This is a genomic window from Bacillus sp. FSL L8-0358 (assembly GCF_038593095.1).
Lineage (GTDB): Bacteria > Bacillota > Bacilli > Bacillales > Bacillaceae > Bacillus > Bacillus subtilis.
In genome coordinates, this window is sequence record NZ_CP151962.1 from 815,425 (window position 1) to 840,740 (window position 25,316).

Annotated in this window: 23 protein-coding genes; 12 read left to right on the forward strand and 11 right to left on the reverse strand. The window is 45.8% G+C overall.

Annotated features, from left to right (window positions below):
- Nucleotides 1-19: 19 nt before the first annotated feature.
- The 3 genes from citM (at nucleotide 20) to nosA (ending at nucleotide 3,381) form a co-directional block, all read left to right on the forward strand.
- Nucleotides 20-1,321: a citrate transporter CitM gene (citM, locus tag NYE49_RS04155; RefSeq protein ID WP_003242978.1), complete on the forward strand. Its 1,302-nt coding sequence runs from the start codon at nucleotides 20-22 to the stop codon at nucleotides 1,319-1,321.
- 55 nt (nucleotides 1,322-1,376) lie between these two features.
- The gene (locus NYE49_RS04160; RefSeq protein WP_015383086.1) at nucleotides 1,377-2,171 is read left to right on the forward strand and encodes an MBL fold metallo-hydrolase; all 795 of its coding nucleotides are present in this window, start codon (nucleotides 1,377-1,379) and stop codon (nucleotides 2,169-2,171) included.
- A 118-nt stretch (nucleotides 2,172-2,289) separates the two neighbouring features.
- A complete protein-coding gene (gene nosA / locus NYE49_RS04165; protein ID WP_047182272.1) occupies nucleotides 2,290-3,381 on the forward strand; it encodes a nitric oxide synthase in 1,092 nt (363 codons plus the stop codon).
- Here nosA and NYE49_RS04170 read toward each other — a convergent pair.
- Nucleotides 3,372-3,647, reverse strand: a complete 276-nt coding sequence (locus NYE49_RS04170) for an acylphosphatase (RefSeq protein ID WP_015383088.1) — start codon at nucleotides 3,645-3,647, stop codon at nucleotides 3,372-3,374. The two genes, nosA and NYE49_RS04170, sit on opposite strands and share 10 nt — an antisense overlap.
- Nucleotides 3,648-3,713: 66 nt before the next feature.
- On the opposite strand from NYE49_RS04170, the gene NYE49_RS04175 reads away from it, so the two are divergent.
- The gene (locus NYE49_RS04175; protein WP_342410952.1) at nucleotides 3,714-4,379 is read left to right on the forward strand and encodes an MOSC domain-containing protein; all 666 of its coding nucleotides are present in this window, start codon (nucleotides 3,714-3,716) and stop codon (nucleotides 4,377-4,379) included.
- A gap of 37 nt (nucleotides 4,380-4,416) precedes the next feature.
- Here NYE49_RS04175 and NYE49_RS04180 read toward each other — a convergent pair whose 3' ends face one another.
- The 4 genes from NYE49_RS04180 to map form a co-directional block, all read right to left on the reverse strand.
- Nucleotides 4,417-4,554 carry a YflJ family protein gene (locus NYE49_RS04180; RefSeq protein WP_003239885.1) on the reverse strand — a complete coding sequence of 46 codons (138 nt, stop codon included), beginning with the start codon at nucleotides 4,552-4,554 and terminating at the stop codon, nucleotides 4,417-4,419.
- 156 nt (nucleotides 4,555-4,710) lie between these two features.
- Nucleotides 4,711-4,866, reverse strand: a complete 156-nt coding sequence (locus tag NYE49_RS04185; RefSeq protein ID WP_003244572.1) for a hypothetical protein — start codon at nucleotides 4,864-4,866, stop codon at nucleotides 4,711-4,713.
- A 107-nt stretch (nucleotides 4,867-4,973) separates the two neighbouring features.
- Nucleotides 4,974-5,288, reverse strand: a complete 315-nt coding sequence (locus NYE49_RS04190; protein ID WP_015383089.1) for a DUF3243 domain-containing protein — start codon at nucleotides 5,286-5,288, stop codon at nucleotides 4,974-4,976.
- Between the two features lie 81 nt (nucleotides 5,289-5,369).
- Nucleotides 5,370-6,119 (reverse strand): type I methionyl aminopeptidase, encoded by a 750-nt coding sequence (gene map / locus NYE49_RS04195; RefSeq protein WP_047182274.1) that lies wholly within the window; start codon nucleotides 6,117-6,119, stop codon nucleotides 5,370-5,372.
- A gap of 171 nt (nucleotides 6,120-6,290) precedes the next feature.
- Between map and nagE the strand changes: the two genes are divergently transcribed.
- Entirely contained in the window at nucleotides 6,291-7,649 is a 1,359-nt protein-coding gene (gene nagE / locus NYE49_RS04200; RefSeq protein ID WP_047182275.1) for an N-acetylglucosamine-specific PTS transporter subunit IIBC, read from the forward strand.
- Nucleotides 7,650-7,682: 33 nt separating this feature from the next.
- Here the strand turns inward: nagE and ltaS are convergent, their stop codons facing one another.
- Nucleotides 7,683-9,632, reverse strand: a complete 1,950-nt coding sequence (gene ltaS / locus NYE49_RS04205) for a lipoteichoic acid synthase (protein WP_015383091.1) — start codon at nucleotides 9,630-9,632, stop codon at nucleotides 7,683-7,685.
- A gap of 100 nt (nucleotides 9,633-9,732) precedes the next feature.
- Here ltaS and NYE49_RS04210 point away from each other — a divergent pair, with 100 nt between their 5' ends.
- The 3 genes from NYE49_RS04210 (at nucleotide 9,733) to NYE49_RS04220 (ending at nucleotide 11,821) form a co-directional block, all read left to right on the forward strand.
- The gene (locus tag NYE49_RS04210) at nucleotides 9,733-9,870 is read left to right on the forward strand and encodes a hypothetical protein (RefSeq protein WP_080344169.1); all 138 of its coding nucleotides are present in this window, start codon (nucleotides 9,733-9,735) and stop codon (nucleotides 9,868-9,870) included.
- 18 nt (nucleotides 9,871-9,888) lie between these two features.
- Nucleotides 9,889-10,281 carry a DUF1992 domain-containing protein gene (locus NYE49_RS04215; RefSeq protein WP_003233692.1) on the forward strand — a complete coding sequence of 131 codons (393 nt, stop codon included), beginning with the start codon at nucleotides 9,889-9,891 and terminating at the stop codon, nucleotides 10,279-10,281.
- 124 nt (nucleotides 10,282-10,405) lie between these two features.
- Nucleotides 10,406-11,821, forward strand: coding sequence for a sodium:alanine symporter family protein (locus NYE49_RS04220; RefSeq protein WP_047182276.1), 1,416 nt, complete (start codon nucleotides 10,406-10,408; stop codon nucleotides 11,819-11,821).
- On the opposite strand, the gene NYE49_RS04225 is transcribed toward NYE49_RS04220, so the two are convergent.
- Genes NYE49_RS04225 through NYE49_RS04240 form a run of 4 tightly spaced genes read right to left on the reverse strand, consistent with a single transcriptional unit; the run spans nucleotide 11,818 to nucleotide 15,810 of the window.
- Nucleotides 11,818-12,894, reverse strand: coding sequence for an endospore germination permease (locus tag NYE49_RS04225; protein ID WP_015383092.1), 1,077 nt, complete (start codon nucleotides 12,892-12,894; stop codon nucleotides 11,818-11,820). The two genes, NYE49_RS04220 and NYE49_RS04225, sit on opposite strands and share 4 nt — an antisense overlap.
- A 23-nt stretch (nucleotides 12,895-12,917) precedes the next feature.
- Complete coding sequence (locus tag NYE49_RS04230; RefSeq protein WP_003233686.1) at nucleotides 12,918-13,118, reverse strand: hypothetical protein; 201 nt, start codon at nucleotides 13,116-13,118, stop codon at nucleotides 12,918-12,920.
- A 15-nt stretch (nucleotides 13,119-13,133) separates the two neighbouring features.
- The gene (locus NYE49_RS04235; RefSeq protein WP_217020667.1) at nucleotides 13,134-14,288 is read right to left on the reverse strand and encodes a Ger(x)C family spore germination protein; all 1,155 of its coding nucleotides are present in this window, start codon (nucleotides 14,286-14,288) and stop codon (nucleotides 13,134-13,136) included.
- Complete coding sequence (locus tag NYE49_RS04240) at nucleotides 14,269-15,810, reverse strand: spore germination protein (RefSeq protein ID WP_032726656.1); 1,542 nt, start codon at nucleotides 15,808-15,810, stop codon at nucleotides 14,269-14,271. The genes NYE49_RS04235 and NYE49_RS04240 overlap by 20 nt, the downstream gene beginning before the upstream one ends.
- Before the next feature lie 188 nt (nucleotides 15,811-15,998).
- Here NYE49_RS04240 and treP point away from each other — a divergent pair, with 188 nt between their 5' ends.
- From treP to NYE49_RS04260, 4 genes are all read left to right on the forward strand, one after another.
- Entirely contained in the window at nucleotides 15,999-17,411 is a 1,413-nt protein-coding gene (treP, locus tag NYE49_RS04245; RefSeq protein ID WP_003233682.1) for a PTS system trehalose-specific EIIBC component, read from the forward strand.
- Between the two features lie 70 nt (nucleotides 17,412-17,481).
- Nucleotides 17,482-19,170 carry an alpha,alpha-phosphotrehalase gene (treC, locus tag NYE49_RS04250; RefSeq protein ID WP_342410953.1) on the forward strand — a complete coding sequence of 563 codons (1,689 nt, stop codon included), beginning with the start codon at nucleotides 17,482-17,484 and terminating at the stop codon, nucleotides 19,168-19,170.
- A gap of 20 nt (nucleotides 19,171-19,190) precedes the next feature.
- On the forward strand, nucleotides 19,191-19,907 hold the full coding sequence (gene treR, locus NYE49_RS04255) for a trehalose operon repressor (protein ID WP_003233679.1): 717 nt from the start codon (nucleotides 19,191-19,193) through the stop codon (nucleotides 19,905-19,907).
- Between the two features lie 139 nt (nucleotides 19,908-20,046).
- The gene (locus NYE49_RS04260) at nucleotides 20,047-20,712 is read left to right on the forward strand and encodes an NAD(P)H-dependent oxidoreductase (protein WP_014476144.1); all 666 of its coding nucleotides are present in this window, start codon (nucleotides 20,047-20,049) and stop codon (nucleotides 20,710-20,712) included.
- Between the two features lie 36 nt (nucleotides 20,713-20,748).
- Here NYE49_RS04260 and NYE49_RS04265 read toward each other — a convergent pair whose 3' ends face one another.
- Nucleotides 20,749-25,137, reverse strand: coding sequence for a multifunctional 2',3'-cyclic-nucleotide 2'-phosphodiesterase/3'-nucleotidase/5'-nucleotidase (locus NYE49_RS04265; RefSeq protein WP_342410954.1), 4,389 nt, complete (start codon nucleotides 25,135-25,137; stop codon nucleotides 20,749-20,751).
- Between the last annotated feature and the right edge of the window lie 179 nt (nucleotides 25,138-25,316).

Genomic DNA, 25,316 nt, shown 5'->3' on the forward strand with positions numbered 1-25,316 from the left:
TCATTAAGGGGGAATGGATGTGTTAGCAATCTTAGGCTTTCTCATGATGCTTGTGTTTATGGCATTGATCATGACAAAACGGCTTTCTGTTTTAACAGCATTGGTTTTGACGCCGATTGTGTTTGCGCTTATCGCCGGATTTGGATTTACTGAAGTTGGGGACATGATGATTTCGGGGATTCAGCAAGTCGCGCCGACTGCGGTCATGATTATGTTTGCGATCTTATATTTTGGAATTATGATTGATACAGGCCTGTTTGATCCGATGGTTGGCAAAATTTTAAGCATGGTCAAAGGAGACCCTTTAAAAATTGTTGTCGGGACAGCGGTTCTTACAATGCTCGTCGCCTTGGACGGAGATGGCTCGACAACGTACATGATTACGACAAGCGCCATGCTTCCGCTCTATTTGCTGCTAGGCATCCGGCCAATTATCTTGGCGGGAATCGCGGGAGTCGGCATGGGAATCATGAACACAATTCCATGGGGTGGTGCGACGCCGAGGGCGGCGAGTGCGCTGGGGGTTGATCCAGCTGAGCTTACAGGGCCGATGATTCCTGTCATTGCAAGCGGGATGCTTTGTATGGTGGCGGTTGCGTATGTGCTTGGAAAAGCGGAACGAAAGCGCCTTGGTGTGATTGAACTGAAACAGCCGGCCAATGCCAATGAACCGGCTGCTGCGGTTGAAGATGAGTGGAAGCGGCCGAAGCTTTGGTGGTTCAATTTATTGTTAACGCTTTCTTTAATAGGATGTTTAGTATCGGGTAAAGTCAGTTTAACCGTACTGTTTGTCATTGCGTTTTGTATTGCGCTGATTGTGAATTATCCCAATCTCGAGCATCAGAGGCAGCGCATCGCGGCGCATTCCAGCAACGTGCTGGCTATCGGTTCAATGATTTTTGCCGCGGGGGTGTTCACGGGGATTTTGACAGGCACGAAAATGGTTGATGAAATGGCGATCTCGCTCGTGTCCATGATACCGGAACAAATGGGCGGATTGATCCCGGCGATTGTTGCTTTAACAAGCGGCATTTTCACATTCTTGATGCCGAATGACGCGTATTTCTACGGGGTGCTGCCGATTTTATCAGAAACAGCTGTCGCATACGGTGTGGATAAAGTGGAAATTGCCAGAGCCTCTATTATCGGCCAGCCGATTCATATGCTGAGTCCGCTTGTGCCATCCACTCATTTGCTTGTCGGACTCGTCGGAGTTTCTATTGATGACCATCAAAAATTCGCATTGAAATGGGCGGTTCTCGCAGTGATCGTCATGACGGCTATCGCTCTATTGATCGGTGCGATCTCTATTTCCGTATGATAATTCAGGCGTAATGACACACACTAACGGCATACAACATTCCGGAGGTGTCATTATGAGTGATCCTTATATGCCGCTGACTTCAGTCAGAAGCGGAACGGGGTTCGAAGCGGCAAAAGGTGTGCACGGCCTGACTGTGCAAATTGCGAATGTTTATTTTATTCAGCTGCCTTCTGAACCTCACTCATTTGTTTTAATTGATGCCGGCATGCCTCAATCAGCCGGCATGATTGTCAATGAAGCCAAACAAAGATTCGGTGAAGGGTTTCAGCTGAAGGCGATTATCCTCACACACGGGCACTTTGACCATATTGGGGCAATCGAAGAGATCCTTGAACATTGGGATGTACCTGTTTATGTCCATTCTCGGGAAATGCCCTATGTAACAGGTAAAGAAGATTATCCTCCGGCTCGTCCTGACAGCAAGAGCGGGCTGGTCGCCAAGCTGTCGCCGCTGTTTCCGCGGCACTCCATCGATATTTCCTCACATGTCCAGGCACTGCCGGAAGACGGTTCAGTCCCCTTTCTTGACGAGTGGATGTGGATTGCGACACCAGGACACACGCCGGGCCATATTTCGTTATTCCGCGATGACGGCCGCGTGCTTGTGGCAGGTGATGCTGTTATTACAGTGGAACAGGAGAAAATGGCTGACGTCTTGATACAAAAACAGGAGCTTCACGGTCCGCCGGCTTATTTCACGCCTGACACAGAGACGGCCGCGGAGTCCATTCTAAAGCTGGCCGGTCTTGAACCGGAAGCGTTATTGACCGGGCACGGCATACCGATGACCGGCAAAAACTTTCGAAGTGACTTAACTGAATTGGCAAATCGGTTATCGTCTATTTGACACCCGCACCACGCGGGTGTTTTTTATTGTTTTCCAGGAAGTTGCAGAAAAATCATTTGTCTTGCCGCTTAAAAACGATACAATGAAAAGCATGAAGTGATGTGAAGGGGAGAGTTTGTTGGAAGAAAAAGAAATACTCTGGAACGAAGCGAAAGAGTTTATTGCCGCATGCTATCAGGAATTGGGAAAGGAGGAGGAAGTGAAAGACCGTCTCGAGGACATTAAAAGCGAAATTGACCTGACCGGAAGCTATGTACATACGAAGGAAGAGCTGGAGCACGGAGCGAAAATGGCTTGGAGAAACAGCAACCGCTGCATCGGCAGATTGTTCTGGAATTCGCTGAATGTTATCGACAGACGAGACGTCCGGACGAAGGAGGAGGTGCGTGATGCCCTCTTTCACCATATTGAAACCGCCACCAATAACGGGAAAATCAGACCGACCATTACGATTTTCCCTCCGGAAGAGAAGGGTGAAAAGCAAGTCGAGATCTGGAATCATCAACTGATCCGGTACGCTGGATATGAGTCAGACGGAGAAAGAATCGGAGACCCGGCTTCCTGTTCCTTGACAGCAGCCTGCGAAGAGCTCGGTTGGCGCGGAGAACGAACGGATTTTGACCTTCTGCCGCTCATTTTTCGCATGAAAGGCGACAAACAGCCTGTCTGGTATGAGCTGCCGCGTTCACTTGTGATCGAGGTTCCAATCACACATCCGGACATCGAGGCGTTTTCTGATTTGGAGCTGAAGTGGTACGGCGTGCCTATCATCTCTGATATGAAGCTTGAGGTCGGGGGCATTCATTATAATGCCGCGCCATTTAACGGCTGGTATATGGGCACGGAGATCGGAGCGAGAAACCTCGCAGATGAAAAGCGGTACGACAAGCTCAAAAAAGTAGCGTCCGTGATCGGCATCGCCGCTGATTACAATACGGATTTATGGAAGGATCAAGCGCTAGTTGAATTGAATAAAGCTGTGCTGTACTCGTATAAAAAGCAGGGTGTCAGCATCGTTGACCATCATACAGCGGCAAGCCAGTTTAAACGGTTTGAAGAACAGGAGGAAGAAGCGGGCAGAAAGCTGACGGGGGATTGGACGTGGCTGATTCCGCCAATTTCACCCGCTGCCACTCATATCTTCCACCGATCCTATGATAACTCAATCGTTAAGCCGAATTACTTTTATCAAGATAAGCCTTATGAGTAAACAATAGAAAATCGCTGATGGCCTTCAAGGCTGCGGGATTCAGTCACAGAGATGTCGGTAACCTTTGAGAAAGGGCTTCCGTTCTTTACAGCCTCAACAAACGATTGCAGGGCGTTTTCCGGACCCTCTGCCAAAATCTCGACACGCCCGTCATCACGGTTTTTGACCCAGCCGGCCAGTTTTCGCTTATCAGCTTCCATTTGAACAAAATAGCGAAAGCCCACACCTTGAACCCGGCCGTTTACAATGATTCGGTATTGAAGCATGTAAAAACCACCTTTTCTTTTTATGATAATCAATCATTTTACAACCTGTAAAGGGGATGTGTTTGTATGAAACCAGAGCGCTATTCAGTTCTTTCTCTTAATCTGGGAAAACCGCAGACGCTCGAATATGACGGAAAGAAAATCGAAACCGGCATCATGAAGCGGCCGGCTGAATCAGCCGTCATGCTGTATCGGGAGAATTTTGAAGGAGACGGACAGGCGGACCTCGTCAACCACGGCGGACCTGATAAGGCTGTCTGTGTCTATCCCGCGGAGCACTATCCGTTTTGGACGGAGTTTCTCTCCAGATCGCTCCCGGACGCCGCGTTTGGTGAAAATCTCACGGTGCAAGGCCTGACTGAGGAGGACGTTTGCGTAGGAGATGTCTTTCAGCTGGATGATGCCGTTGTTCAGGTCAGCCAGCCGCGTCAGCCGTGTATAAAACTGGCCAAAAAGTTTGGTGTGAAGGATATGGTGCTGAAAGTTCAGCAAACCGGATATACAGGATTTTATTTTCGCGTGCTGGAAGAGGGCAGGGTCGCTCCGGATGCAAAGCTCGAACTGCTGTCCAGAGGCGAAAAAGGCATATCCGTCCAATTCGCAAACCATATCAAATACCATGACACAAAAAATCTCACTGCCATTGAACGGATGTTAAGTGAAGAAGCATTGTCTGAAAGCTGGAGATCTTCCTTTATCAAAAAACGGGACAGGCTGCTTTCGATTCAATAAAAAAGCCGCGCATCTAAACGTGCGCGGCTTCACCATGTCAGGATTGTTTTTTCTTTGTTTCAAGCAGGTTGGCAAGAAAATAGGTTTTATAGCTTTGAAGCTTTCTTCCCTCATGGTGCGTGATCCCCTGCTTTTTTAGTTCTGCCACATACCAGCCTTTACTGCCGTAATGCATGTCAGAAAACTCCTTTCCCTATCTGATTTCGAAACGATTGGCATTGTAACATCTATAAAAAGATGCTGAAAAGAGATGCGGGGAAAACTGAGCCTTTCGCACTAGATGTACGAATGTTCTTCTGTATGTATATGCGGAGCAAAAGCCGAATATGATTTAATGGCCGGTTAGTTTGATCATGACAACGCCAAATGTCATAATGGCGAAAACAATGCCGATATATGTGAGCATCCCGTTTTTTTTCTTAACGCCGTAAACGGTCATAATGATGCCTTCAATGAAAAAAATGATGCCGAAAATAATAAACCACATGCAGATAAAGGCTCCTTTCACAGACATAATAGTAGTGTAGCATATCTGAATAGAGCCGGGCTGTGACAATATCAAGAAAGCCGGGCGCATATCGCCCGGCTCATGTTTTATTGTTTATCAACCAATTTGACCAGAAGCTGTGCCAAATGTTCTTTCTCATCTTCGTCCGCAACGCTCCAAAGCTCTTGCAGCAGCATTTCTTCACCGTTTTGCGGCTCTTCATGCTTTGCGAGGTAGTCTCCCAGGATCGCAGCGCTTTTTACAAGCTTGCCGTCATTCAATCCAAGCTTTTTGCCTCGGTTGACTTGTTTTTTCAGGTAGCCTTTAAATTCTTCAAAGTCTTTTAAAATGTCTTCTTTTATTGTGCCATGCATCGCGTTCATTTCGTTTTCAATTTGGATTTTTTCTTGATCTCTGTTCATTGCAAGACCTCCTCGTGCAGAATAATGATGTTTTACCTGCTATTGGAGGAGGTTAAACCTGCCGGAAGTCCGGAATGTGTTCTACAGTTTCGTCAAGATAATCGGTTCATCTTTTGTGATGACGATCGTGTGTTCAACTTGGGCAACCATGCTTTTATCCGGCGTCTTGAACGTCCAGCCGTCTCCAGCTTCAACAATCGTTTCTGCTTTCGTTGAAATAAACGGTTCAAGCGCGATGACTGTGCCATTTTTGAACAGTGCGTTATCAAACGGATCATAATAGTTCATGATGTGGTTCGGCGCTTCATGCAGGCTTCGGCCGATTCCGTGGCCGGTCAGGGTTTTGATGACGGTAAAGCCTTGAGAGCGTGCTTCATGATAAACGGCTCTTCCGATCTGGTTTTGGCGCTTGCCCGCTTTTGCCTGCTGAAGCCCCTTTTGAAAAGCGTTTTCCGCGCATTGGCAAAGCTTATGAAGGCGTTCTTCTCCTTCACCGAGCACAAATGAGATGCCTGTGTCGGAATAGAAGCCGCCAAATTCAGCGGAGATGTCGATGTTGACAAGGTCCCCTGTTTTTAAAATTTTGGATGTGCTTGGTATGCCGTGAGCCACTTCATCATTTACGCTGATGCATGTCACGCCTGGAAAATCATATTCCTTCTCAGGAGCTGAAACGGCGCCGTGCTCATCAAGCACAGCTTTTCCGATAAGGTCAAGGTCTTTTGTGCTCATGCCGGGCTCTGCCTTCCGCTTCATTTCTTCACGCGCAAGCGCGACGATTCTTCCGATTTTTTTCAGGCTTTCTAATTCTTGATCGTTTGTTACAATCATCTGTCATTCCCGCTTTCTTTTTAAATAATCTAGATTAAGCTTACCACAACTGTCTTAAAAATAGGAAACACACGGACCTGGGAAAAAAGAAATACCCCCGGGAAAATTGGTATAGATCACTAGATATCTTATATGGTATATTTGAAAAAAAAGGGTATGAGGGGGATGGGTATGCTTTCATTTTTACAAAAACTCGGGAAGTCATTTATGCTCCCGATTGCGGTTCTGCCTGCGGTTGGAATTATCCTTGCGCTTGGCAGAGAGGATGTATTTAATATCCCGTTTGTCTATCAGGCGGGGACGGCGGTTTTTGATCATCTGCCGCTTATTTTTGCGATCGGAATTGCCATCGGCATTTCAAAAGACAGCAATGGGGCCGCGGGTTTATCAGGGGCGATATCGTATCTGATGCTTGACGCGGCAACAAAGACAATTGATAAAACAAATAACATGGCGGTGTTTGGGGGAATTATTGCCGGTTTAATTGCCGGTTACACCTATAACCGCTTCAAGGATACCAAGCTGCCTGAATATCTCGGATTCTTCAGCGGCAGACGGCTTGTGCCGATTATAACAGCCATTATTACGATCATTTTAGCGGGCATATTCGGAGTCGTCTGGCCGCCGATTCAATCGTGTATAAACTCGTTTGGAGAGTGGATGCTCGGGCTCGGCGGTATCGGGGCAGGCATATTCGGCCTATTCAACAGGCTGTTAATTCCGCTTGGCCTTCACCATGTGCTGAACAATATTTTCTGGTTCCAATTCGGAGAATATAACGGAGTGACAGGGGATCTGGCGCGCTTTTTCGCGAAAGATCCGACAGCGGGCACATATATGACCGGATTCTTCCCAATCATGATGTTCGGTCTTCCGGCGGCGTGTCTGGCTATGGTTGTGACTGCGAAGTCGTCTAAACGGAAAGCGACGGCTGGAATGATGATTGGGTTTGCTTTAACGGCGTTTATCACAGGGATTACGGAGCCGATTGAGTTTGCATTTATGTTTTTATCTCCGCTTTTATACGCTGTTCACGCGGTCTTAACTGGGTTATCTTTATTTATCGTCAACTGGCTCGGCATCCGCTCAGGCTTCTCTTTTTCAGCCGGTGCTATCGATTATGTGCTCAGCTATGGAATCGCAGAAAAACCGCTGCTTCTGCTTTTGGTAGGTATATGCTATGCGGCAGTATACTTTATCGTGTTTTATGTACTGATTAAGGCTTTGAATTTAAAAACGCCTGGACGGGAAGACGATGATGTGGATGAAGTGCTGGATGAAAATACTGTTCAGGATGTAAATGAAAACATCATGCTGAAAGGGCTCGGCGGAAAAGAAAACCTTCAAACCATTGATCATTGCGCCACAAGGCTGCGACTGACTGTGAAGGATACCGCTTTGGTGGATGAAGCGCTGCTAAAGAAAGCAGGCGCAAAAGGGGTTGTCAAATCGGGCGGGCAATCGGTTCAAGTCATTATTGGCCCGAATGTGGAATTTGCGGCGGAAGAATTGAGAGCTGCTGTCAAATAAAAAAAGCGGAGAGGGCAACCTCTCCGCTTTTTCTTATTTATCTTCGTTATCCGTTGACGTTTCGGAAGAATCTTCGCCATGTTTTGTGTAATCATAATCGGAAGGATTCACCTTCTTAAAACCTTTCGGCTCGTAGAACCGCAGCAGGTCTCCGTTTATGATTTTATCGGACATTTCAAGTTCCTTCTTGACGAGCGAGTCTTCTGACTTGTCGACTTCGGATTCATCGAGTTCTTTTCCGGTTTTCGTGTCGTAATACTTACCGGATATTTTCGTGTACTTCGGTGAAATAAAGTCTCCGTTGCGGAACGGAATCACTTCACGGTGTTCTTTCGATAAAATATCAGAACCGGACATCAGATAGTCCTTCGTATCCACTCCGAGCAGATGCAGAATGGTAGGAGCCACATCAACGTCTCCGGCATATTTATGAACTTTCTCGCCCTTCACGCCGGCAGCGTGGATAAAGAGCGGCACCCGTTGAAGCTGGGCGTTGTCGTAATCAGTGATTTCATCCTTGCCAAGCACTTTCGCCATCGCTTTATTGTGGTTTTCAGAGATGCCGTAGTGGTCTCCGTACATCACAATAATCGATTTATCATATAACCCGTCTTTTTTCAGATCATTGAAGAATTGTTCAATGGACTGATCAAGGTAATGGGCTGACTGGAAGTAGTTATCGACGACAGAGTCACCAAAGTCTCCAGCCGGGAAGTCTGTATCCCCCTCATCCATTCCGAATGGGAAGTGGTTAGACAGGGTAATGAACTTCGTATAGAACGGCTGCGGCAGGCTTTCCAGCAGCGGCATTGATTCTTTAAAGAACGGTTTGTCTTTCATGCCGTAGTTTTTCGTGTTTTCTTCGTTCATGTCATAGTAAGCAGAATCAAAGAATTTATCAATGCCTTCCGCTTTGTACATTTCGTTACGGTTCCAGAACGTCTGCGTGTTCCCGTGGAAAGTAGCAGATGTGTAATTCTTAGACTTCAGAATCGCCGGAACGGATTGCAGCGTGTTTTGCGCTTTGTTTACGAAAACTGAACCTTGAGCCAGCGGGTACAGAGAGTTTTCCATCATAAATTCAGCATCCGATGTTTTACCTTGTCCCGTTTGGTGGAAAAAGTTATCAAAGTAGAACGTTTCGTTATCATGTGCCAGTTTATTTAAGAACGGTGTCACTTCTTTGCCGTCAATTTTATAGTCGATGATAAATGACTGCAAAGATTCAAGTGAAACGTAAATGACGTTTTTTCCTTCCGCTTTGCCGAAATACACGTTATTCGGCACATCGTAATTGGCTTTCATGTAGTTTTCTACTTCCGTCACGTCGCTGGAATCGGCAAGCGCGCGCTGGCTGTTGGACTTGATATTCTGTACAGCGTCATAAATCGTGAAATTGTATGTTCCCAAGTATTTCACAAGATAGTTCCGGTCGAATGATCTTGTCAGCAATTCAGGACGGTCTGATTCCGCAACTGCCAGGTTGATCAAGAACACAAGAATTGAAGACGCAAAAATAATTCGGAACGATTTTTTGCTTGACGTTTCGGCAGGCTTGTTTACTTTGATCGCCAAGATGATCAGGATGATCGTATCGATAAAGTAAAAGGCGTCAGTCGGTCTCATCAGCGAAAATGCGCTGTCACCGAGTTGGCCGCCGTTTGTTTTAGCCTGCATAATGACCGGAATTGTAATAAAATCATTGAAAAATCTGTAGTACACAATGTTGGCGTACAGTAAAAAAGACATTAAAAAATGAATCACTATAATGGCTGTCTGCTGTAATTTTTTCTTGAACAAGAGTCCAAAGCCAAGAAAGAACAAGCTTGAGCTAAGAGGATTCACAAAAAGCAATATTTTTTGTATCGTGTTGTCTATTCCTAAGTTGAAGTTCAGGACATAACCGACATACGTTTTGATCCATAACAGGACGACCGCAATTAAGAAGAAGGCCAGTCCTCTTTCTTTTATAAATGTTTTCATTGTTACACTCCTTTTTTCCGATCCAGTTCGAGCGAAACGATAGAAAAAACGAACGTATCCAATATAACACGAATCAGCAGATTAGAAAAGTGAAAATCGTATGATGGAGAAAGTGGCGAAAAACGCCGTCGAATCAACGTTTCGCTTTGATATTACCAAATGTAAAATAAGGTATCTTTCTAGAAATAAAGGAATAAAATGGTACATTGATAATTGTATGATAAAATATAAGGTATAGATAAAAAGAGGTGAAATGATGGATTTTTCCCATATTGTGTCTGAAGATAAAATTAAGCGCGCCATCAAAGACGGGGACTTTCAAAACCTCCCGGGAATGGGGAAGCCGCTGCCGAAGGATGACGCGGCACACTTGCCGGAATCGCTGCGCATGGGCTATCGTATTTTGAAAAACGCGGGAATGGCAGAGGACGAGGGCGCGCTCAAAAAAGAGCTTATGACCATCGACCATTTAATCGAAAAGTGCTATGACGAAAAAGAACGCGAGCAATTAATCAGAAAAAAATCTGAAAAGCAATTGCTGCTTGATAAGCTTGTCGACAAAAAAGGCATGTTTTCAAAGCCAGCATCCGCTTTTTATAAGAATAAAGTATATGACCGGCTTGGACGAAACAGACCTTCTTCCAGCTGATTTGTCTTGTCTGCAGGATGGCGATTGATAAAAGCCATCCTTTTTATGTTCCAAGTTCTATGTCAAAAGGTTTATGTTTTTCCATCTATGGGAAATGACCCATAAACGAAAAAAGGGTGATGGGATGGAACGACTATTGGTATGGATAGAGCATATATCTGATTGGCTGTGGGGGCCGCCGCTGATCATCCTGCTGACGGGGACGGGGGTGTATTTCACTATTTTGCTGAAAGGTTTTCAATTTCGCTATCCTTTATACATTTTCAAACAGACAATCGGCAGCGTAGGAAAAAAGCCGAAGGGAGAGGGCACAGTCACACCGCTTCAGGCATTGACCTCAGCCCTCAGTTCAACGATCGGTGCAGCGAACATTGTCGGTGTGCCCGCCGCTATTATGTTTGGAGGACCAGGAGCGGTTTTTTGGATGTGGCTTATTGCCTTATTTGCCATGGCGATTAAGTTTTCTGAAAGTGTTCTTGCTGTTCATTACAGAGAAAAAAATGAGCAGGGTGAATACGTCGGGGGACCGATGTATTACATAACAAAAGGGCTGCGCATGAAATGGCTCGGCGTATTCTTCTCTGTTGCGCTGATTGTGGAGCTGATCCCCAGCATTATGGTTCAGGGAAATTCGGTTTCAGTCTCGCTTGCCGAGACGTTTTCTTTCAATAAAATATACGCAGGAATCGGAATTGCATTTTTGATTGGGTTAGTGGTGATAGGAGGGGTAAAGCGGATCGGAAAAGTAACAGAGTTTGTCGTGCCTCTTATGGCAGGGGCATACGCGGGTGCCGGTCTCCTGATTGTTCTCATGAATCTATCATCAGTGCCGGCGTTTTTCTCTCTCGTCTTTTCAAATGCGTTTACCTCTTCTTCAGCAGTTGGAGGGTTCGCAGGTGCTGCGTTGGCGGAAACCGTTCGCTGGGGATTTGCCCGCGGGCTTTATTCTAATGAAGCCGGAATGGGAACAGCCCCGATTGCACATGCGGCAGCAATGACTGATCATCCTGTGCGGCAAGGGTTTTGGTCTGTGATCGGCATTGTCATTGACACCTTGATCATCTGCACGACCACCGCTTTTGTCGTTCTTGCATCTGGTGTCTGGACAGGGAAGAACGCCTCAAATGACCCGGCAGCACTGACGACGGCTGCATTTCAGCATTATTTCGGTTCTGGCGGAGGGTACTTCGTTTCGGTTTCCCTAGTCTTCTTTGTCGTATCAACCATTATGGTTGTCATTTTTTACGGCGTAAAGCAAGCTGAATTTCTGTTCGGGCGGCTGGCAGGACACGTAATCAAATTCGTTTATTTAGCGGCTATTATCATTGGTGCCGCAGGCGGAGCAAAAGCCATTTGGGGCTTTTTGGACTTAGCATTGGCTTTTATTCTCGTTCCAAATGTGATTGCGCTGTTGTTATTGAGCAGAAAGGTAAAAGCGCTGTACACCGAATTCTTTACATCTGAACAGTACTATTTGAAAGATATAAGAAAAACAAAACAGAATCCTGTTTATCAAACAAAAGAAGCTAAAAATTCCTAGTGTTTAGCTTTGGCGCCGAACAACGCTTTGCTTTTTATGATCAAATAAATGAGTAAAGGCAGCAAAAGAGAAATCACTACATTAATGATTGGTTTGATTCTGTTAAAGTCGATTAGCTGATTTGTATTTAAAAAGAACCAAAAGCCGCATACGACTGAGAACATGCCGGTTGGTGTATACATGGCTTTCGGGTCGATTTTTGAGTGTAAAAACGAAAGGCCGTATACCACGATATATAGGGAACCTGCTATCTTCACCATAATGACCGGAATCCAAAAGGCCGCGATGATCAGGTCTGAGCGATCCAGAAAATCCGTAATGCGGATCTGCCTGATGACCATATAAGCAGGATCAAAGAAAGTAGATGTCAGGTTGGGACCAAAGACAGAAATTGAAGAAAATAACATCACGGCCAGCAATAAAGCGCCCAACAGTATTGCGAAAATGGTGTATTTTAGCGGGACACTCCGGTTTGAGAAGAGAAGCGGAAGGATAATCAATTCCCCCATTGTCCCAAACGCGTAATAGCCTGATTGAAGGTATGGGATTAGACCTTCAAAAACAGGCGTCAAGTTTTGAAGCTCAATTTGTGTGGCCAGCGTAAATGGAAGGAACAAGACCAGGATGCCGAATGGAAATAGGAATATCTGCGCCATTCTGGTCAATGTTTCTTTTCCCTCTCTGGCAATACAGATCGCCACAAAGATAATAACACCGCCAAGAACAGCCATTGGTGTTCTCGGGAGAAATAAAATGTTAATCAAATTGATGAAAAAACGTAAATCATGAGCATTGATTAACAGGAAATACAAAGAAAACAGTAAAATGATAATCCGTCCTGCGATTGGTGAGGAATCGCTCAGCAGCTCATAGATATTTTTATCCTGATGCTTTTTCATCAGCCTATGCATGAGCCAGAGTGCCGGAATCACGATGACAACGCCGAGGATGTAGCTGTGCCAGGCATTTTGTTTTGCTGATTCGATCATGAGAATCGGAGCATGCTTTAATCCGACCGCTAACGTATACAGAGCTCCGAAAAATAATCCTTGGTATGCAGAGGTCTTGTCCATAAAGCACATCCTTTCTGTCATGTTCAAAACGGAATATATTTAAACAGGTGTCCCAGCCGCGGAAGCAGGGGATTCACTCTCATATAAATCCATAGAAAAGCACTTCCTGCAATCAGCAGGCTGAAGGCCCATTTTGTTAGATTGTTAGCGGAACGAAAATTCTTCCATTCATATGCGTATATGGCAATGCACACAATCAATGTCTGTACGATATAGCTGATCATGCTGACGCACCTCCATTAATGGCTGATCGTTTTGTATAGGACACCGCCCTGCTCAATCGTCACAATTGGGACGACGTGAACCTCCATATCCTTATATACCTCTTCCCATTCCTTTTTCAGCAGATTCTTCGTGGTTGCCGTGCTTCTGATGGTCCTGTCTTGAAAGCCGGCCGGGTCCGCCTTTAGCTTTTGCAAACGATGAACGGTGCTGATCACGTCCTTCTTTATGGTTCTGTTTAATGCTTTTTGAATGATGTAATACTGGTCATTTTCTCTCGTCTCATAGGTTGATTGGTTTTCCATAATAATTCCTTTGGCTCTGATCTCGATTGTCATTGACAGCTTTCCGTTTTTTTCAGCGGCATGAAAGGATGCATTGGACTTTTGAAGCTGAATGGATGCTTGTCCCATTTGATTCGGCAGGTCTACTATGAATTCTGGCTGGCGGGCTTGATTCACCAACATTAGGGCTGCTGTCATGTGTTCATCTTTGAAAATATCCATCAATCTGTCCTTTTTAAAGATCGCAAGCCCGTCAATTTTCAAATTAGATTTGCCTTTCCCTCCAGGTTTTGTTTTAGATGCAGAGATGACCGGTGCATACGGATCACTGCCTATTTCTACTAGATCAGACATGAATCTGCTTAAGAAAACGGGGCGGCTCGTTGCGATAATGGCCAACTCCCGAATCATTTCCGCCGGAAACTGTTCAAGCTGAACATCGGTGTTTAAAATGTCCCGCGCTTCTCCCCGGCTGACTAAAATGAGCGCCGTTAATCTGTTCTGCGGATTTCGCGTTAAAATATCAAAGACTGGGGCAACGCCGTCTCTCGCCATATCCTCTCCAATAATGACTGTACGTCTGTGGGACGTATTGATTGTCCGTGACAAGGAGGTTTGCAGCTTGTTGTTCGCTTCTCTGATCGTAGTGCCGGAAGCTGAATCAACATACCATGTTTTTGAACCGGCAGTTCCGCCTCCGCCTCCTGTTTGTCCGCCTAATTGGCCGACCAAGGGAATCTGCATGGCCACTCGATACTGATCTTTTTTCTTATCAATGGCTGAGCTGACAACAAATGCAATGTCATTGATTTCTGTCCGGTCCCAGCACCCTGTTAGAAGGATACAAATGAGAAGCGGCACAACACACTTATATATTGTTTTCTTCATCTTTTGGGTCCTCTCTTTTCGCTCCCTTCTGTCCGTTGCCGCGCGAATACGTGCCCGGCCTTCTGGTCATCGTCCACCAAGGCGCCCTGACAAAAATATCTTTTACTTCATCTCGTTTAAACGGAGAAATGCCGGATAAATAAGGAATACCGAAAGATTGCAGCTTGCATAAATGGAGTACTAAGATAATCGTGCCGAGCATAATGCCGAAAATCCCGAAAATACTCGCCAAAAACATAAGCGGGAAACGAAGCATCCTGATGGAGATAGCTAAGTTAAATCGCGGAATTGTAAATGACGCGATCCCTGTTAACGATACGATGATCACCATGGGGGCAGACACAATTCCCGCTTCAACAGCGGCTGTCCCAATGACAAGGGCCCCGAGAATACTGACGGTCTGGCCGATGGTTTTCGGCAGGCGCACTCCCGCCTCACGGAGAGCCTCAAAAGAAATTTCCATAATCAATGCTTCTATGATGGCGGGGAAAGGAATCGGTTCACGCGCGGAGGCCACACTGAACATTAAGTTTGTCGGCATTAAGTCCTGATGGTATGTAATAACGGCAACATAAATAGCCGGCAAATATAAAGCAACGAATAAAAACATATAGCGAAGCCAGCGGATTAAGTTAGACATCAAATAACGCTCATAGTAATCTTCACTGGCCTGCATAAGCTGCCAAAACGTAATCGGGCCTGTTAAGACAAAGGGCGTATTATCTGTGAAAATGGCAAATCGGCCTTCGAGAAGCTGGGCGGCGACGGTGTCCGGCCTTTCTGTGTATTGCAGCTGGGGGAATGGCGAGTACGTGTCGTCTTCGATAAATTCTTCAATATATCCGCTTTCTAAGACAGCATCAATCTTTATCTTTTTGATTCTTTTTTTTGCTTTGTCAATGACCTTTGGATCGGCAAGCCCGTCAATATAGGCCAAGACAACATCGGTTTTGGTTTTTGTGCCGATTTTAAATGAGATCATTTTAAGCTGAAACGTTTTGACGCGAAACCGCACAAGAGCGGTATTGACCCTGAGGCTTTCAGTGAAGCCCTCTCTTGACCCTCTGATGGTCGATTCTGTTATCGGCTCTTCAATGCTTCTTCTTTGTCCGCCTTTTATATTTAAGATCAGGCCTTTTGAGTGCCCGTCGGCAAATAAAACCGCGTTCCCCTCAATGATGGATGCAGCCACTTTACTCATACTCGTTTCTATTGCAACACTTGAAATTGATAGAGTATTTTGCAGCGCCTCTTCATGTTCATCTATTTGATCCGTCAAATGCATTAAGAAAGGGCGGAGGGCGTGATCCTGAATATGTTCAGATTTTACAATTCCTTCGATATAAACAATAAATCCGCACAGCCCGTTTCCAAAGTCAAATTGTCTAAATACGATGTCTGAGCAGCCTTCTGTTAATAAGGTCAGATTATCGAGGTTTTCCTTCAAATTGGGAGAGATCGGTCTGTCCTGATTGTCTTCAAGCTCTTTGATGAGCTGAAGCGCTTTGTCGCGTTTATTCATAGAGACTCACCCTGCTTTTTAATGTCACAATAAGTGCTTGTGACTTTTAGGGTAACCTTGTCTGTTTCATATATTCCAGACTAGGATGAAAGCGCTATAAAAAAGTGTTGACTACCTGTATATACAGGAATACAATATGATTATAAGTTGTATATACAAGTTATAAAAACGGATACGGAGGGGTTGGCATGGGGGAACTGAACAAATCGGCACGTCAGATTGTCGAAGCAGTCGGCGGTGCTGAAAATATTGCAGCGGCAACTCATTGTGTTACACGTTTGCGTTTTGCTTTAATAGATGAAAGCAAGGTTGACCAAGAGATGCTTGATCAAATTGATGTGGTAAAGGGATCATTCTCGACAAACGGACAGTTTCAGGTCGTAATCGGCCAGGGAACTGTCAATAAAGTATATGCTGAACTGGTCAAGGAAACGGGAATTGGCGAGTCAACAAAGGATGAAGTGAAGAAGGCCTCAGAAAAAAATATGAATCCTTTGCAGCGTGCTGTGAAAACGCTTGCAGATATTTTTATTCCAATATTGCCTGCGATTGTCACGGCGGGTCTTTTAATGGGGATCAATAACATTTTAACGGCGGAAGGCATTTTCTTCAGCACAAAATCGATTGTGCAGGTTTATCCGCAGTGGGCGGATCTTGCTAATATGATTAACCTGATTGCAGGCACGGCCTTTACGTTTTTGCCTGCGTTAATCGGATGGTCTGCCGTCAAGCGGTTCGGCGGCAATCCGCTTCTCGGCATTGTGCTCGGAGTTATGCTCGTGCATCCTGATTTGCTGAATGCGTGGGGATATGGCGCGGCAGAACAAAGCGGAGAGATCCCGGTATGGAATCTATTCGGCCTAGAGGTGCAGAAAGTCGGCTATCAGGGCCAGGTGCTCCCAATTTTGCTTGCTTCTTATATGCTGGCGAAGATTGAGGTATTTTTAACAAAACGCACACCTGAGGGCATACAGCTGCTCGTTGTCGCACCAATTACGCTTCTCTTAACAGGATTTGCCTCTTTTATCATTATCGGCCCGATTACATTTGCGATCGGTAATGTACTGACTTCAGGGCTTATCTCGGTGTTTGGTTCTTTTGCCGCACTGGGCGGTCTGTTATATGGCGGTTTCTACTCAGCGCTCGTGATTACCGGTATGCATCACACGTTTCTTGCAGTCGACCTGCAGCTCATCGGTTCAAAGCTCGGCGGCACCTTTTTATGGCCGATGCTGGCGCTTTCTAATATCGCACAAGGTTCGGCCGCTCTGGCCATGATGTTTATCGTGAAGGATGAGAAACAAAAAGGCCTCTCCCTCACATCAGGGATTTCTGCTTATCTTGGCATTACAGAGCCTGCCATCTTTGGGGTGAATCTGCGATACAGATTCCCGTTTATCATTGCAATGGTCAGCTCTGGCCTGGCCGGAATGTATATTTCTTCTCAAGGTGTGCTGGCAAGCTCCGTCGGTGTCGGCGGCGTGCCGGGGATTTTCTCAATCATGAGCCAGTACTGGGGCGCGTTTGCAATCGGGATGGCTATTGTATTGATCGTGCCGTTTGCCGGAACATACGCGTATGCGAGATTCAAACATAAATAACAAATGGGGAGCGGGACGTGTTGAACGTTCCCTTTTCCCGTTTTCAATTTAAATATGGTGGTGGAAACAGATGAAAACAGAACAAACGCCATGGTGGAAAAAAGCTGTGGTTTATCAAATTTATCCGAAAAGCTTTAACGATACGACAGGAAATGGTGTCGGCGATCTGAACGGCATTATTGAAAAGCTTGATTACTTAAAAACACTTCAGGTGGATGTGCTTTGGCTGACGCCGATTTATGATTCTCCTCAGCATGATAATGGGTACGATATTCGTGATTATTACTCGATTTATCCTGAATATGGTACGATGGAGGATTTTGAGCGGCTAGTGTCCGAAGCACATAAAAGAGACCTGAAAGTCGTCATGGACCTTGTTGTCAATCATACGTCAACAGAGCACAAATGGTTTCGCGAGGCGATCTCTTCAATAGACAGCCCGTACCGTGATTTTTATATATGGAAAGACCCGCAGGAAAACGGTTCTCTTCCGACAAACTGGGAATCGAAATTCGGCGGCTCGGCATGGGAGCTTGACGAAGCGTCGGGCCAATACTATTTGCATCTGTTTGATGTGACGCAGGCTGATTTGAATTGGGAAAATGAAGAGGTCAGAAAGCATGTCTATGACATGATGCATTTTTGGTTTGAAAAGGGAATAGATGGCTTCAGGCTTGATGTCATCAACCTGATTTCTAAAGATCAGCGCTTTCCGAATGCGGAGGACGGCGGCGACGGCCGCTCTTTTTACACTGATGGGCCGCGTGTGCACGAATTTCTGCATGAAATGAACGAAAAGGTGTTTTCGCATTACGACAGCATGACGGTCGGTGAGATGTCTTCAACAACCGTAGACCACTGTATCCGGTATACGAATCCTGACAATAAAGAACTTGATATGACATTCAGCTTCCATCATCTCAAGGTTGACTATCCCAACGGCGAAAAATGGGCTTTGGCGCCGTTTGACTTTTTGAAGCTGAAGGAGATCCTATCCGACTGGCAAACGGGGATGCACGCAGGAGGGGGATGGAACGCTCTGTTCTGGTGCAATCATGATCAGCCGCGCATTGTATCAAGATATGGAGATGATGGCGCATATAGGGTGAAATCGGCGAAAATGCTTGCTACGGCCATTCATATGATGCAGGGCACGCCTTATATTTATCAGGGCGAGGAGCTGGGGATGACGAATCCGAAGTTTACTGACATCAGCTCCTATCGGGATGTCGAATCGCTGAACATGTATCACGCCTTTAAGGACAAAGGAATGGCTGATCAAGAGATCACAGCCATTTTACAGGCGAAATCCCGTGACAATTCCAGAACCCCCGTTCAGTGGGATGCTACGGAGAATGGCGGTTTTACAACGGGCACACCATGGATACCGGTTTCAGGAAATTACTGGGAAATCAATGCTGAAGCGGCGCTGAGGGATCAAAATTCGGTGTTTTACCATTATCAAAAATTGATTCAGATTCGCAAAATGTATGACATTGTGACAGAGGGAACGTATGAGTTAATCGCAAAGGATGACCCGAACATTTTTGCGTATCTCAGACACGGCAGCAATGAAAAGCTGCTCGTGATCAATAATTTTTACGGGACAGAGGCGGCCTTTACACTGCCGGACTCTTTAGCGCCTGACGAATGGAAGGCAGAGGTGCTGTTGACGAACGATGAAGCAAGGGAAGGGCTTCAGAACATGACGCTTCGCCCGTATGAGTCCATTGTTTATCGTTTAACGAAACCGTGTTAAACTAAGCTGGGTGGTTCAAAATGAAGGTGAATAAATTCATCACAATTTATAAAGACATCGCACAGCAAATTGAAGGCGGCCGATGGAAAGCGGAGGAGATTCTTCCGTCTGAACATGAGTTGACCGCACAGTACGGTACATCAAGAGAAACGGTCCGAAAGGCGCTTCATATGCTCGCGCAAAACGGTTATATCCAGAAAATCAGGGGAAAAGGCTCCGTCGTGCTCAATCGTGAAAAAATGCAGTTTCCCGTTTCGGGCCTTGTCAGCTTCAAGGAGCTCGCGCAAACGCTTGGCAAAGAAACGAAAACAACTGTACACAAATTCGGGCTGGAGCCTCCGTCAGAGCTGATCCAAAAACAGCTCCGGGCCAATCTGGATGACGACATCTGGGAAGTCATCAGGTCTAGAAAGATTGACGGAGAACATGTGATTTTGGACAAGGATTACTTTTTCAGAAAGCATGTCCCTCACCTGACGAAAGAAATTTGTGAAAACTCCATATATGAATATATAGAAGGAGAGCTCGGTCTTTCGATCAGTTACGCCCAAAAAGAAATTGTCGCCGAGCCGTGTACGGACGAGGACAGAGAGCTGCTCGATTTACGCGGCTATGACCATATGGTCGTGGTGAGAAACTACGTCTTTTTGGAGGATACCAGTTTGTTTCAATATACGGAAAGCAGACACCGTCTCGACAAATTCCGATTTGTTGATTTTGCGCGGCGGGGGAAATGAGAGAGGCGCCTGCCTGCGGCAGCGCGCTTTTTTGTTTGGTATCAAAATTGATACTATCCAACAAAAATGTGCGTACTTTTACTTTTTATCATAATGGCTACAATAGAGATGAGAGTAACCTAAAGGAGAGGTGTTTTACATGGCAGATCTAAAGAAACAAATTCTGGATGCATACAATTTCAGGCATGCGACTAAGGAATTTGACCCGAATAAAAAAGTGTCAGACAGCGATTTTGAATTTATTTTAGAAACAGGAAGACTGTCTCCGAGCTCACTCGGCCTTGAGCCTTGGAAATTTGTCGTCGTCCAAAATCCGGAGTTCCGCGAGAAGCTTCGTGAATACACATGGGGCGCGCAAAAGCAGCTGCCGACCGCAAGCCATTTCGTCCTGATTCTTGCGCGTACAGCGAAGGATATCAAATATAATGCGGACTACATCAAACGTCATTTAAAAGAAGTAAAACAAATGCCGCAAGACGTGTACGAAGGCTATTTAAGCAAAACAGAAGAATTCCAGAAAAACGATTTGCATTTGCTTGAAAGTGACAGAACATTGTTTGACTGGGCATCAAAACAAACCTATATCGCGCTTGGCAACATGATGACTGCCGCTGCGCAAATCGGTGTTGATTCCTGCCCGATAGAAGGCTTCCAGTACGATCACATTCACCGTATTCTTGAAGAAGAAGGCCTTCTGGAAAACGGAAGCTTCGATATTTCTGTGATGGTGGCATTTGGCTACCGAGTGAGAGACCCTCGTCCGAAAACAAGATCTGCTGTTGAAGATGTGGTGAAGTGGGTTTAAATAAAGAAAGCTGCTCGCTTAGCGAGCAGCTCTTTTTTATGCCTGATTCGCTCTATTCTGTTTTCTCCTCTGATGTAAGTACATTGCGGTGCCGAGTGCGCTGATCAGAAATCCGGCCAACAGGATCGAGTACATGGATGTGGCTGTGTCCGGAAGCAGGCCGCCAGCCGGACCGTCTGTTCCTGATCCGCCCGAACCGTTTCCTCCAGAGCCGTTAGTCGGTTGAGTGCCGGGAGGCGTATCATTTCCTCCGTTCCCGTCAGTTGGCTGTTTTCCGCCTGGTTTGTCGGAGCCGCCGCCATGATTGCCGTCATCACCGCCTGTCGGTTGATCTGACGGGAATGCAGGCGGTTTGTTGTTCTCTCCGGAATTTAAGATCGTGTATTCGCTGAAGTGGTTTGTATATCCTGTCACCATATCATCGTCAACTGATCCGTTATCTGTCTTTATGAAAGCTTTCTTTTTCCTGTCGACATGATAAATGGCAGGGTTATGGGCTTCTTCAATATCAAACATGCGAAGCGAAAGCTGAACGGGCTCCTTGAATGATTTTATTTCTTTTCCTTTTTGCTTCACTGTAAAGTCATATACATCTGCCAGTGACACATCCAATTCTCCCGTCGACTTGATTCCGATTGCAGTGTCTGCTGATTTAAGGTTCGCCATTGGCATCTTCATGCTGTACCAGTAGTTGAACACCGTCAATGAAGGATCTGATTCTCTTTCTTTCAAAAGTTTGACCTGATCTTTTTTCATTTTAAGATTGATAGGCTTCTCTTGAGATCCTTCATGTGTTCCATAATAGACAAATGGCGTGTTGGCATTTTTAGCGTAAATCGCAAATTTGTCTTCATCAAGTGTCCAGCTGCCGTCCTTCTGCTTTGTCGGCAGGAATACTTCTTTGATCCGTCCTTCAAGCTTAGGAGAGACCTTGTTTCCTAGTTTTTTCAGCTGTTCGGTGAAAATCTCATAATCAACGTAGCCAAGGTCTTCACCATGGGAGGCTTCTGTAAAGACAGAATATCCGTCTCCTCCGGCACCGACAAAATTATTTGTTGCCACGCGGTAGGTATCATCCGTATTTATAGCAACTTTGTCTCCGTTAGGCGATTCAATTTTCACTTCTAACACACGGTGTCCAGGTTTGTTGTTTAATGTAAAGGTATATTCGATTCCGGCCACCTGAGGGAAAGCGCCGCCGCCATTTTCCACATTGCTTAGGCCTTGTTCAAGGGCTTCTTTAATTTGTTTTCCGGTTAAATCGGCCACGTAAAGCGTATTGCCGAACGGCATCACGTTAAGTACCTCGCCGAGTGTGATATCACCTTTGTCAATGCCGGCTCTGATGCCGCCGCCATTTGTTATTGCTATTCTGGCGCCGGCTGCTTCTTTTGCTTTTGCCAGCATGCCGTCCGCAATGAAGTTTCCGAGATTGGTTTCCTTCGTGCGCACATGCTCACGCTGGCCGTCAAGCGCCACATCCGTATAGCCGACTTTTTCATTTTTCACGTCTTCTAATTCACTTTTGAACTGATCAAGCTCTTGTTTTGCTTCTGCGTTTTCTTCTGTATGCTCATCAATTGGCAGCACGCTCAGATTTGATTTGTCTGTTTGCACAACGCCATTTTCATCAAACGCGACATCAACGCGCCCCAAGAATTGGCCGTATTCTTTTGCCTGCGCCACGATCGTCGGTTCTTCGTTGTTTACGACCTCCATTTTGTCAACGAGGGTGTGAGTGTGTCCGCCGATGATCAAGTCAATGCCTTTTACTTTTTTGGCTAGCTCAAGATCACGGTTATGACCGATATGGGTTAAAGCAATAATTTTATTTACCTGTTCTTCTTCCTGAATCGCTTTGACGGTGTTTTGTGCTGTTTCAAAGGCATCATTGAATACGATGCTTTTGCCCGGGCTTGATGTGGTGGCCGTATCTTCCGTTGTCAGGCCGAATACGGCGACTTTCTCCCCGTCAACGTCTAACAGAATGTAAGGATGGATGCCGGCCTCTTTCTTTTCACCTGCGGTAAAGGTTTGCGGCTTTTTGACAAATGATTTCAGTTTGGGCTCATTTGACACATCTACGTTTGCGCTGACAATCGGAAATTCCGGCGCTTCAAAGTGATAGCGGTTCGCCGGATCAACGGTCGCGCTGTTTCCGCTTAGAAAATCAGAAAGCACTGTCGGGCCTTTGTCAAATTCATGATTTCCGAAGGTCATGGCGTCATAGCCCATCATGTTCATCATTTTCAGATCGGCCAAACCGTTCCATTTTGTAAAATACAGATCGCCGGAAAACACATCTCCCGCATCAAGGAGAATGTTGTGATTTGTTTCGCTGCGTACTTCGTTGATTTTCGTCATTCGTCTCGCTGCATCATCGAGATGTGCGTGCGTATCATTGGTGTGCATGACGGTCAGATCCCACAGTCCGTCTTTAGGAGGATCTGGATTTGAATCATCATCGAATTGCAGCTTATACACACCATAGCCTTCATTCGCAGACTTGCCTACATAAGCGACATCGTCTGCTTTATCGGCAAATGGCTTGGCCAAAAGCGAGGATTCAAACGTCAGATTCGTGCCGGAAACAGGCGCGATTGACCAGTTGTTGTCTGCCTTTGGATTGACTGTTTTTTGTTCAATAATGTAATCCATCAGCACCTGCCTATTTTCAACTGCAGAGCCGTGGACAATTTTATCGCTTGTCAGATGAGGGAACCCGCCGCCTCCGGACGCACGATAGTTATTGGTGACTACGAGAAATTCCTGGCTTGGGCTGATCGGCTTGCCTTCATAGGAAAGGTTGATGATCCGGGATGAATCCGCATTGATCACTTTTCCGTTCTCATTGTATTTAGCCGGTTTTGTCACATCGACCTGATATGTGACACCGTCAATCACGTCAAAATTATAGGAGCGGAAATTCTCGTTCAGCAAGGCCTGATCGCCGCCTTTGGCTGGATCAATTTGGTTGAATTGGCCTGCTGACATCTCCAGCCAGTCCTTCACTTCGCTGCCTGTCAGCTTGACGATTTGAACAGTATTATCGTAAAGGTACAAGTCACCGACATTTTTAATCGCAAGATCTCCGGCTGGAATGTTTGTATAGTAATTGGCTCCGTTTCTGCCGCCTGCTTTAAACGGCGCTCCAGCGGATAAAATCGGCAGGTCCTTGTACTCAGTATCCTTCATTTCTTTTTGGGCATACCATTTTTGCGCGTCAGTCACGATCTGAATGGAAGGATCATCTTTGACCTGTGCAAAGAAGCTGTTAATATCTGCTTCGGTTTTGCCGACTGGCTTTCGGACATACTCCAGTGTGTTTTGGTGTGTTTGCTGAATGGTGTTTGTAACGGTCTCGTTTCTTGATGTGACGTTGCCAGCAATAGATTCAATACTTCCTTTGGAATCTGCTACCTTCCATGAGCCGTCCGCCTTTTCAAGCTTGAGGTCAATCACGCCTAAATATTTGCCCCAGCTGCTTGGCATGACGACAGGAATGCCGTTTATTGTTCCCTTTTCCACATTGAACTGAGCAACACCCGCATACTCGGCGGAAGGAAAGAGTCCGTGCTGATGGCCCGAGATAATCGCGTCAATGCCTTTCGTTTTGGTGGCAAGGTCAAACACGGCGTTTTCTGCACCTGATGATTGTGACTGCTTTTCAATGCCGGTGTGGGCGAGGGCAATAATGACATCTGCGCCTTCCGCCTTCATTTTCGGGATCGTTTCATTGGCGGATTCTACGATATCCTGCACCTGCACCTGCCCCTCGAGATTCTTTTTGTCCCATGTCATGATTTGCGGCGGGACAAAGCCTATGTAGCCGACTTTTACTTTTTGCTCATTACCGTTTTCATCAATGAGGGTTTTTTCATTAATCACATACGGCGTATAACGGTTTTCACCGCTAGTTGTTTTGACGTTGGCATTTACAATCGGGAAATCGGCTCCTTTGATTGTGCCGTCGAGAAAGTCGAGCCCGTAGTTGAATTCATGATTGCCAAGCGTTCCGGCGTCGTATTTCAGCGCATTCATGACGCTGATAATCGGATGGGTTTTCGTGCCGGAGATAATGTCGTCTTTTTGATATTTCACCGCGTATTCACCCAGCGGATTCCCTTGAATCAAGTCGCCGTTATCCACAAGCAGGGTGTTAGGGTTTTGCTCGCGGTGCTTTTGGATCAATTGCGCTGTTCTCGCCAGACCGAAATCCGCCGTTTCTTTGTCGCTGTAGTAATCGTAATCCATCATGTTGGCATGAATATCAGTCGTAGCCAAAATATTCAGATGCACCTGAGGAGCCGCGCTTTCTTCTGCATGAATGGGTGGTGTTGGGAGGATTAGGCTAAGTATCATAATTGGGGGCAAAAGAATACGGAGAATGTTTTCGACGTGTGTTCGTCTTTTCTGTATTCTCACCAGTTCTCCACCTTTCAACGAAATTTGTATTACAGCTCCTATTGTAAGAATATTTTGTAACTATTTGTAGGTGTTTCTTTATGATTATTGTAAAAGGGAGAAAAATGAGTATTATGTAGCAGTATCAAACGACAAATACTGGGTACTTATGCTTATCGTTTGTCACAATCGCGGAATGT

Coding starts and splice junctions, on each gene's coding strand:
- NYE49_RS04160 (WP_015383086.1), top strand. CDS start 1,377: ATGAGTGATCCTTATATGCCGCTGACTTCAGTCAGAAGCGGAACGGGG.
- NYE49_RS04170 (WP_015383088.1), bottom strand. CDS start 3,647: ATGCTTCAATACCGAATCATTGTAAACGGCCGGGTTCAAGGTGTGGGC.
- NYE49_RS04175 (WP_342410952.1), top strand. CDS start 3,714: ATGAAACCAGAGCGCTATTCAGTTCTTTCTCTTAATCTGGGAAAACCG.
- NYE49_RS04180 (WP_003239885.1), bottom strand. CDS start 4,554: ATGCATTACGGCAGTAAAGGCTGGTATGTGGCAGAACTAAAAAAGCAG.
- NYE49_RS04185 (WP_003244572.1), bottom strand. CDS start 4,866: ATGTGGTTTATTATTTTCGGCATCATTTTTTTCATTGAAGGCATCATT.
- NYE49_RS04190 (WP_015383089.1), bottom strand. CDS start 5,288: ATGAACAGAGATCAAGAAAAAATCCAAATTGAAAACGAAATGAACGCG.
- map (WP_047182274.1), bottom strand. CDS start 6,119: ATGATTGTAACAAACGATCAAGAATTAGAAAGCCTGAAAAAAATCGGA.
- nagE (WP_047182275.1), top strand. CDS start 6,291: ATGCTTTCATTTTTACAAAAACTCGGGAAGTCATTTATGCTCCCGATT.
- ltaS (WP_015383091.1), bottom strand. CDS start 9,632: ATGAAAACATTTATAAAAGAAAGAGGACTGGCCTTCTTCTTAATTGCG.
- NYE49_RS04210 (WP_080344169.1), top strand. CDS start 9,733: ATGATGGAGAAAGTGGCGAAAAACGCCGTCGAATCAACGTTTCGCTTT.
- NYE49_RS04215 (WP_003233692.1), top strand. CDS start 9,889: ATGGATTTTTCCCATATTGTGTCTGAAGATAAAATTAAGCGCGCCATC.
- NYE49_RS04220 (WP_047182276.1), top strand. CDS start 10,406: ATGGAACGACTATTGGTATGGATAGAGCATATATCTGATTGGCTGTGG.
- NYE49_RS04225 (WP_015383092.1), bottom strand. CDS start 12,894: ATGGACAAGACCTCTGCATACCAAGGATTATTTTTCGGAGCTCTGTAT.
- NYE49_RS04230 (WP_003233686.1), bottom strand. CDS start 13,118: ATGATCAGCTATATCGTACAGACATTGATTGTGTGCATTGCCATATAC.
- NYE49_RS04235 (WP_217020667.1), bottom strand. CDS start 14,288: ATGAAGAAAACAATATATAAGTGTGTTGTGCCGCTTCTCATTTGTATC.
- NYE49_RS04240 (WP_032726656.1), bottom strand. CDS start 15,810: ATGAATAAACGCGACAAAGCGCTTCAGCTCATCAAAGAGCTTGAAGAC.
- treP (WP_003233682.1), top strand. CDS start 15,999: ATGGGGGAACTGAACAAATCGGCACGTCAGATTGTCGAAGCAGTCGGC.
- treC (WP_342410953.1), top strand. CDS start 17,482: ATGAAAACAGAACAAACGCCATGGTGGAAAAAAGCTGTGGTTTATCAA.
- treR (WP_003233679.1), top strand. CDS start 19,191: ATGAAGGTGAATAAATTCATCACAATTTATAAAGACATCGCACAGCAA.
- NYE49_RS04260 (WP_014476144.1), top strand. CDS start 20,047: ATGGCAGATCTAAAGAAACAAATTCTGGATGCATACAATTTCAGGCAT.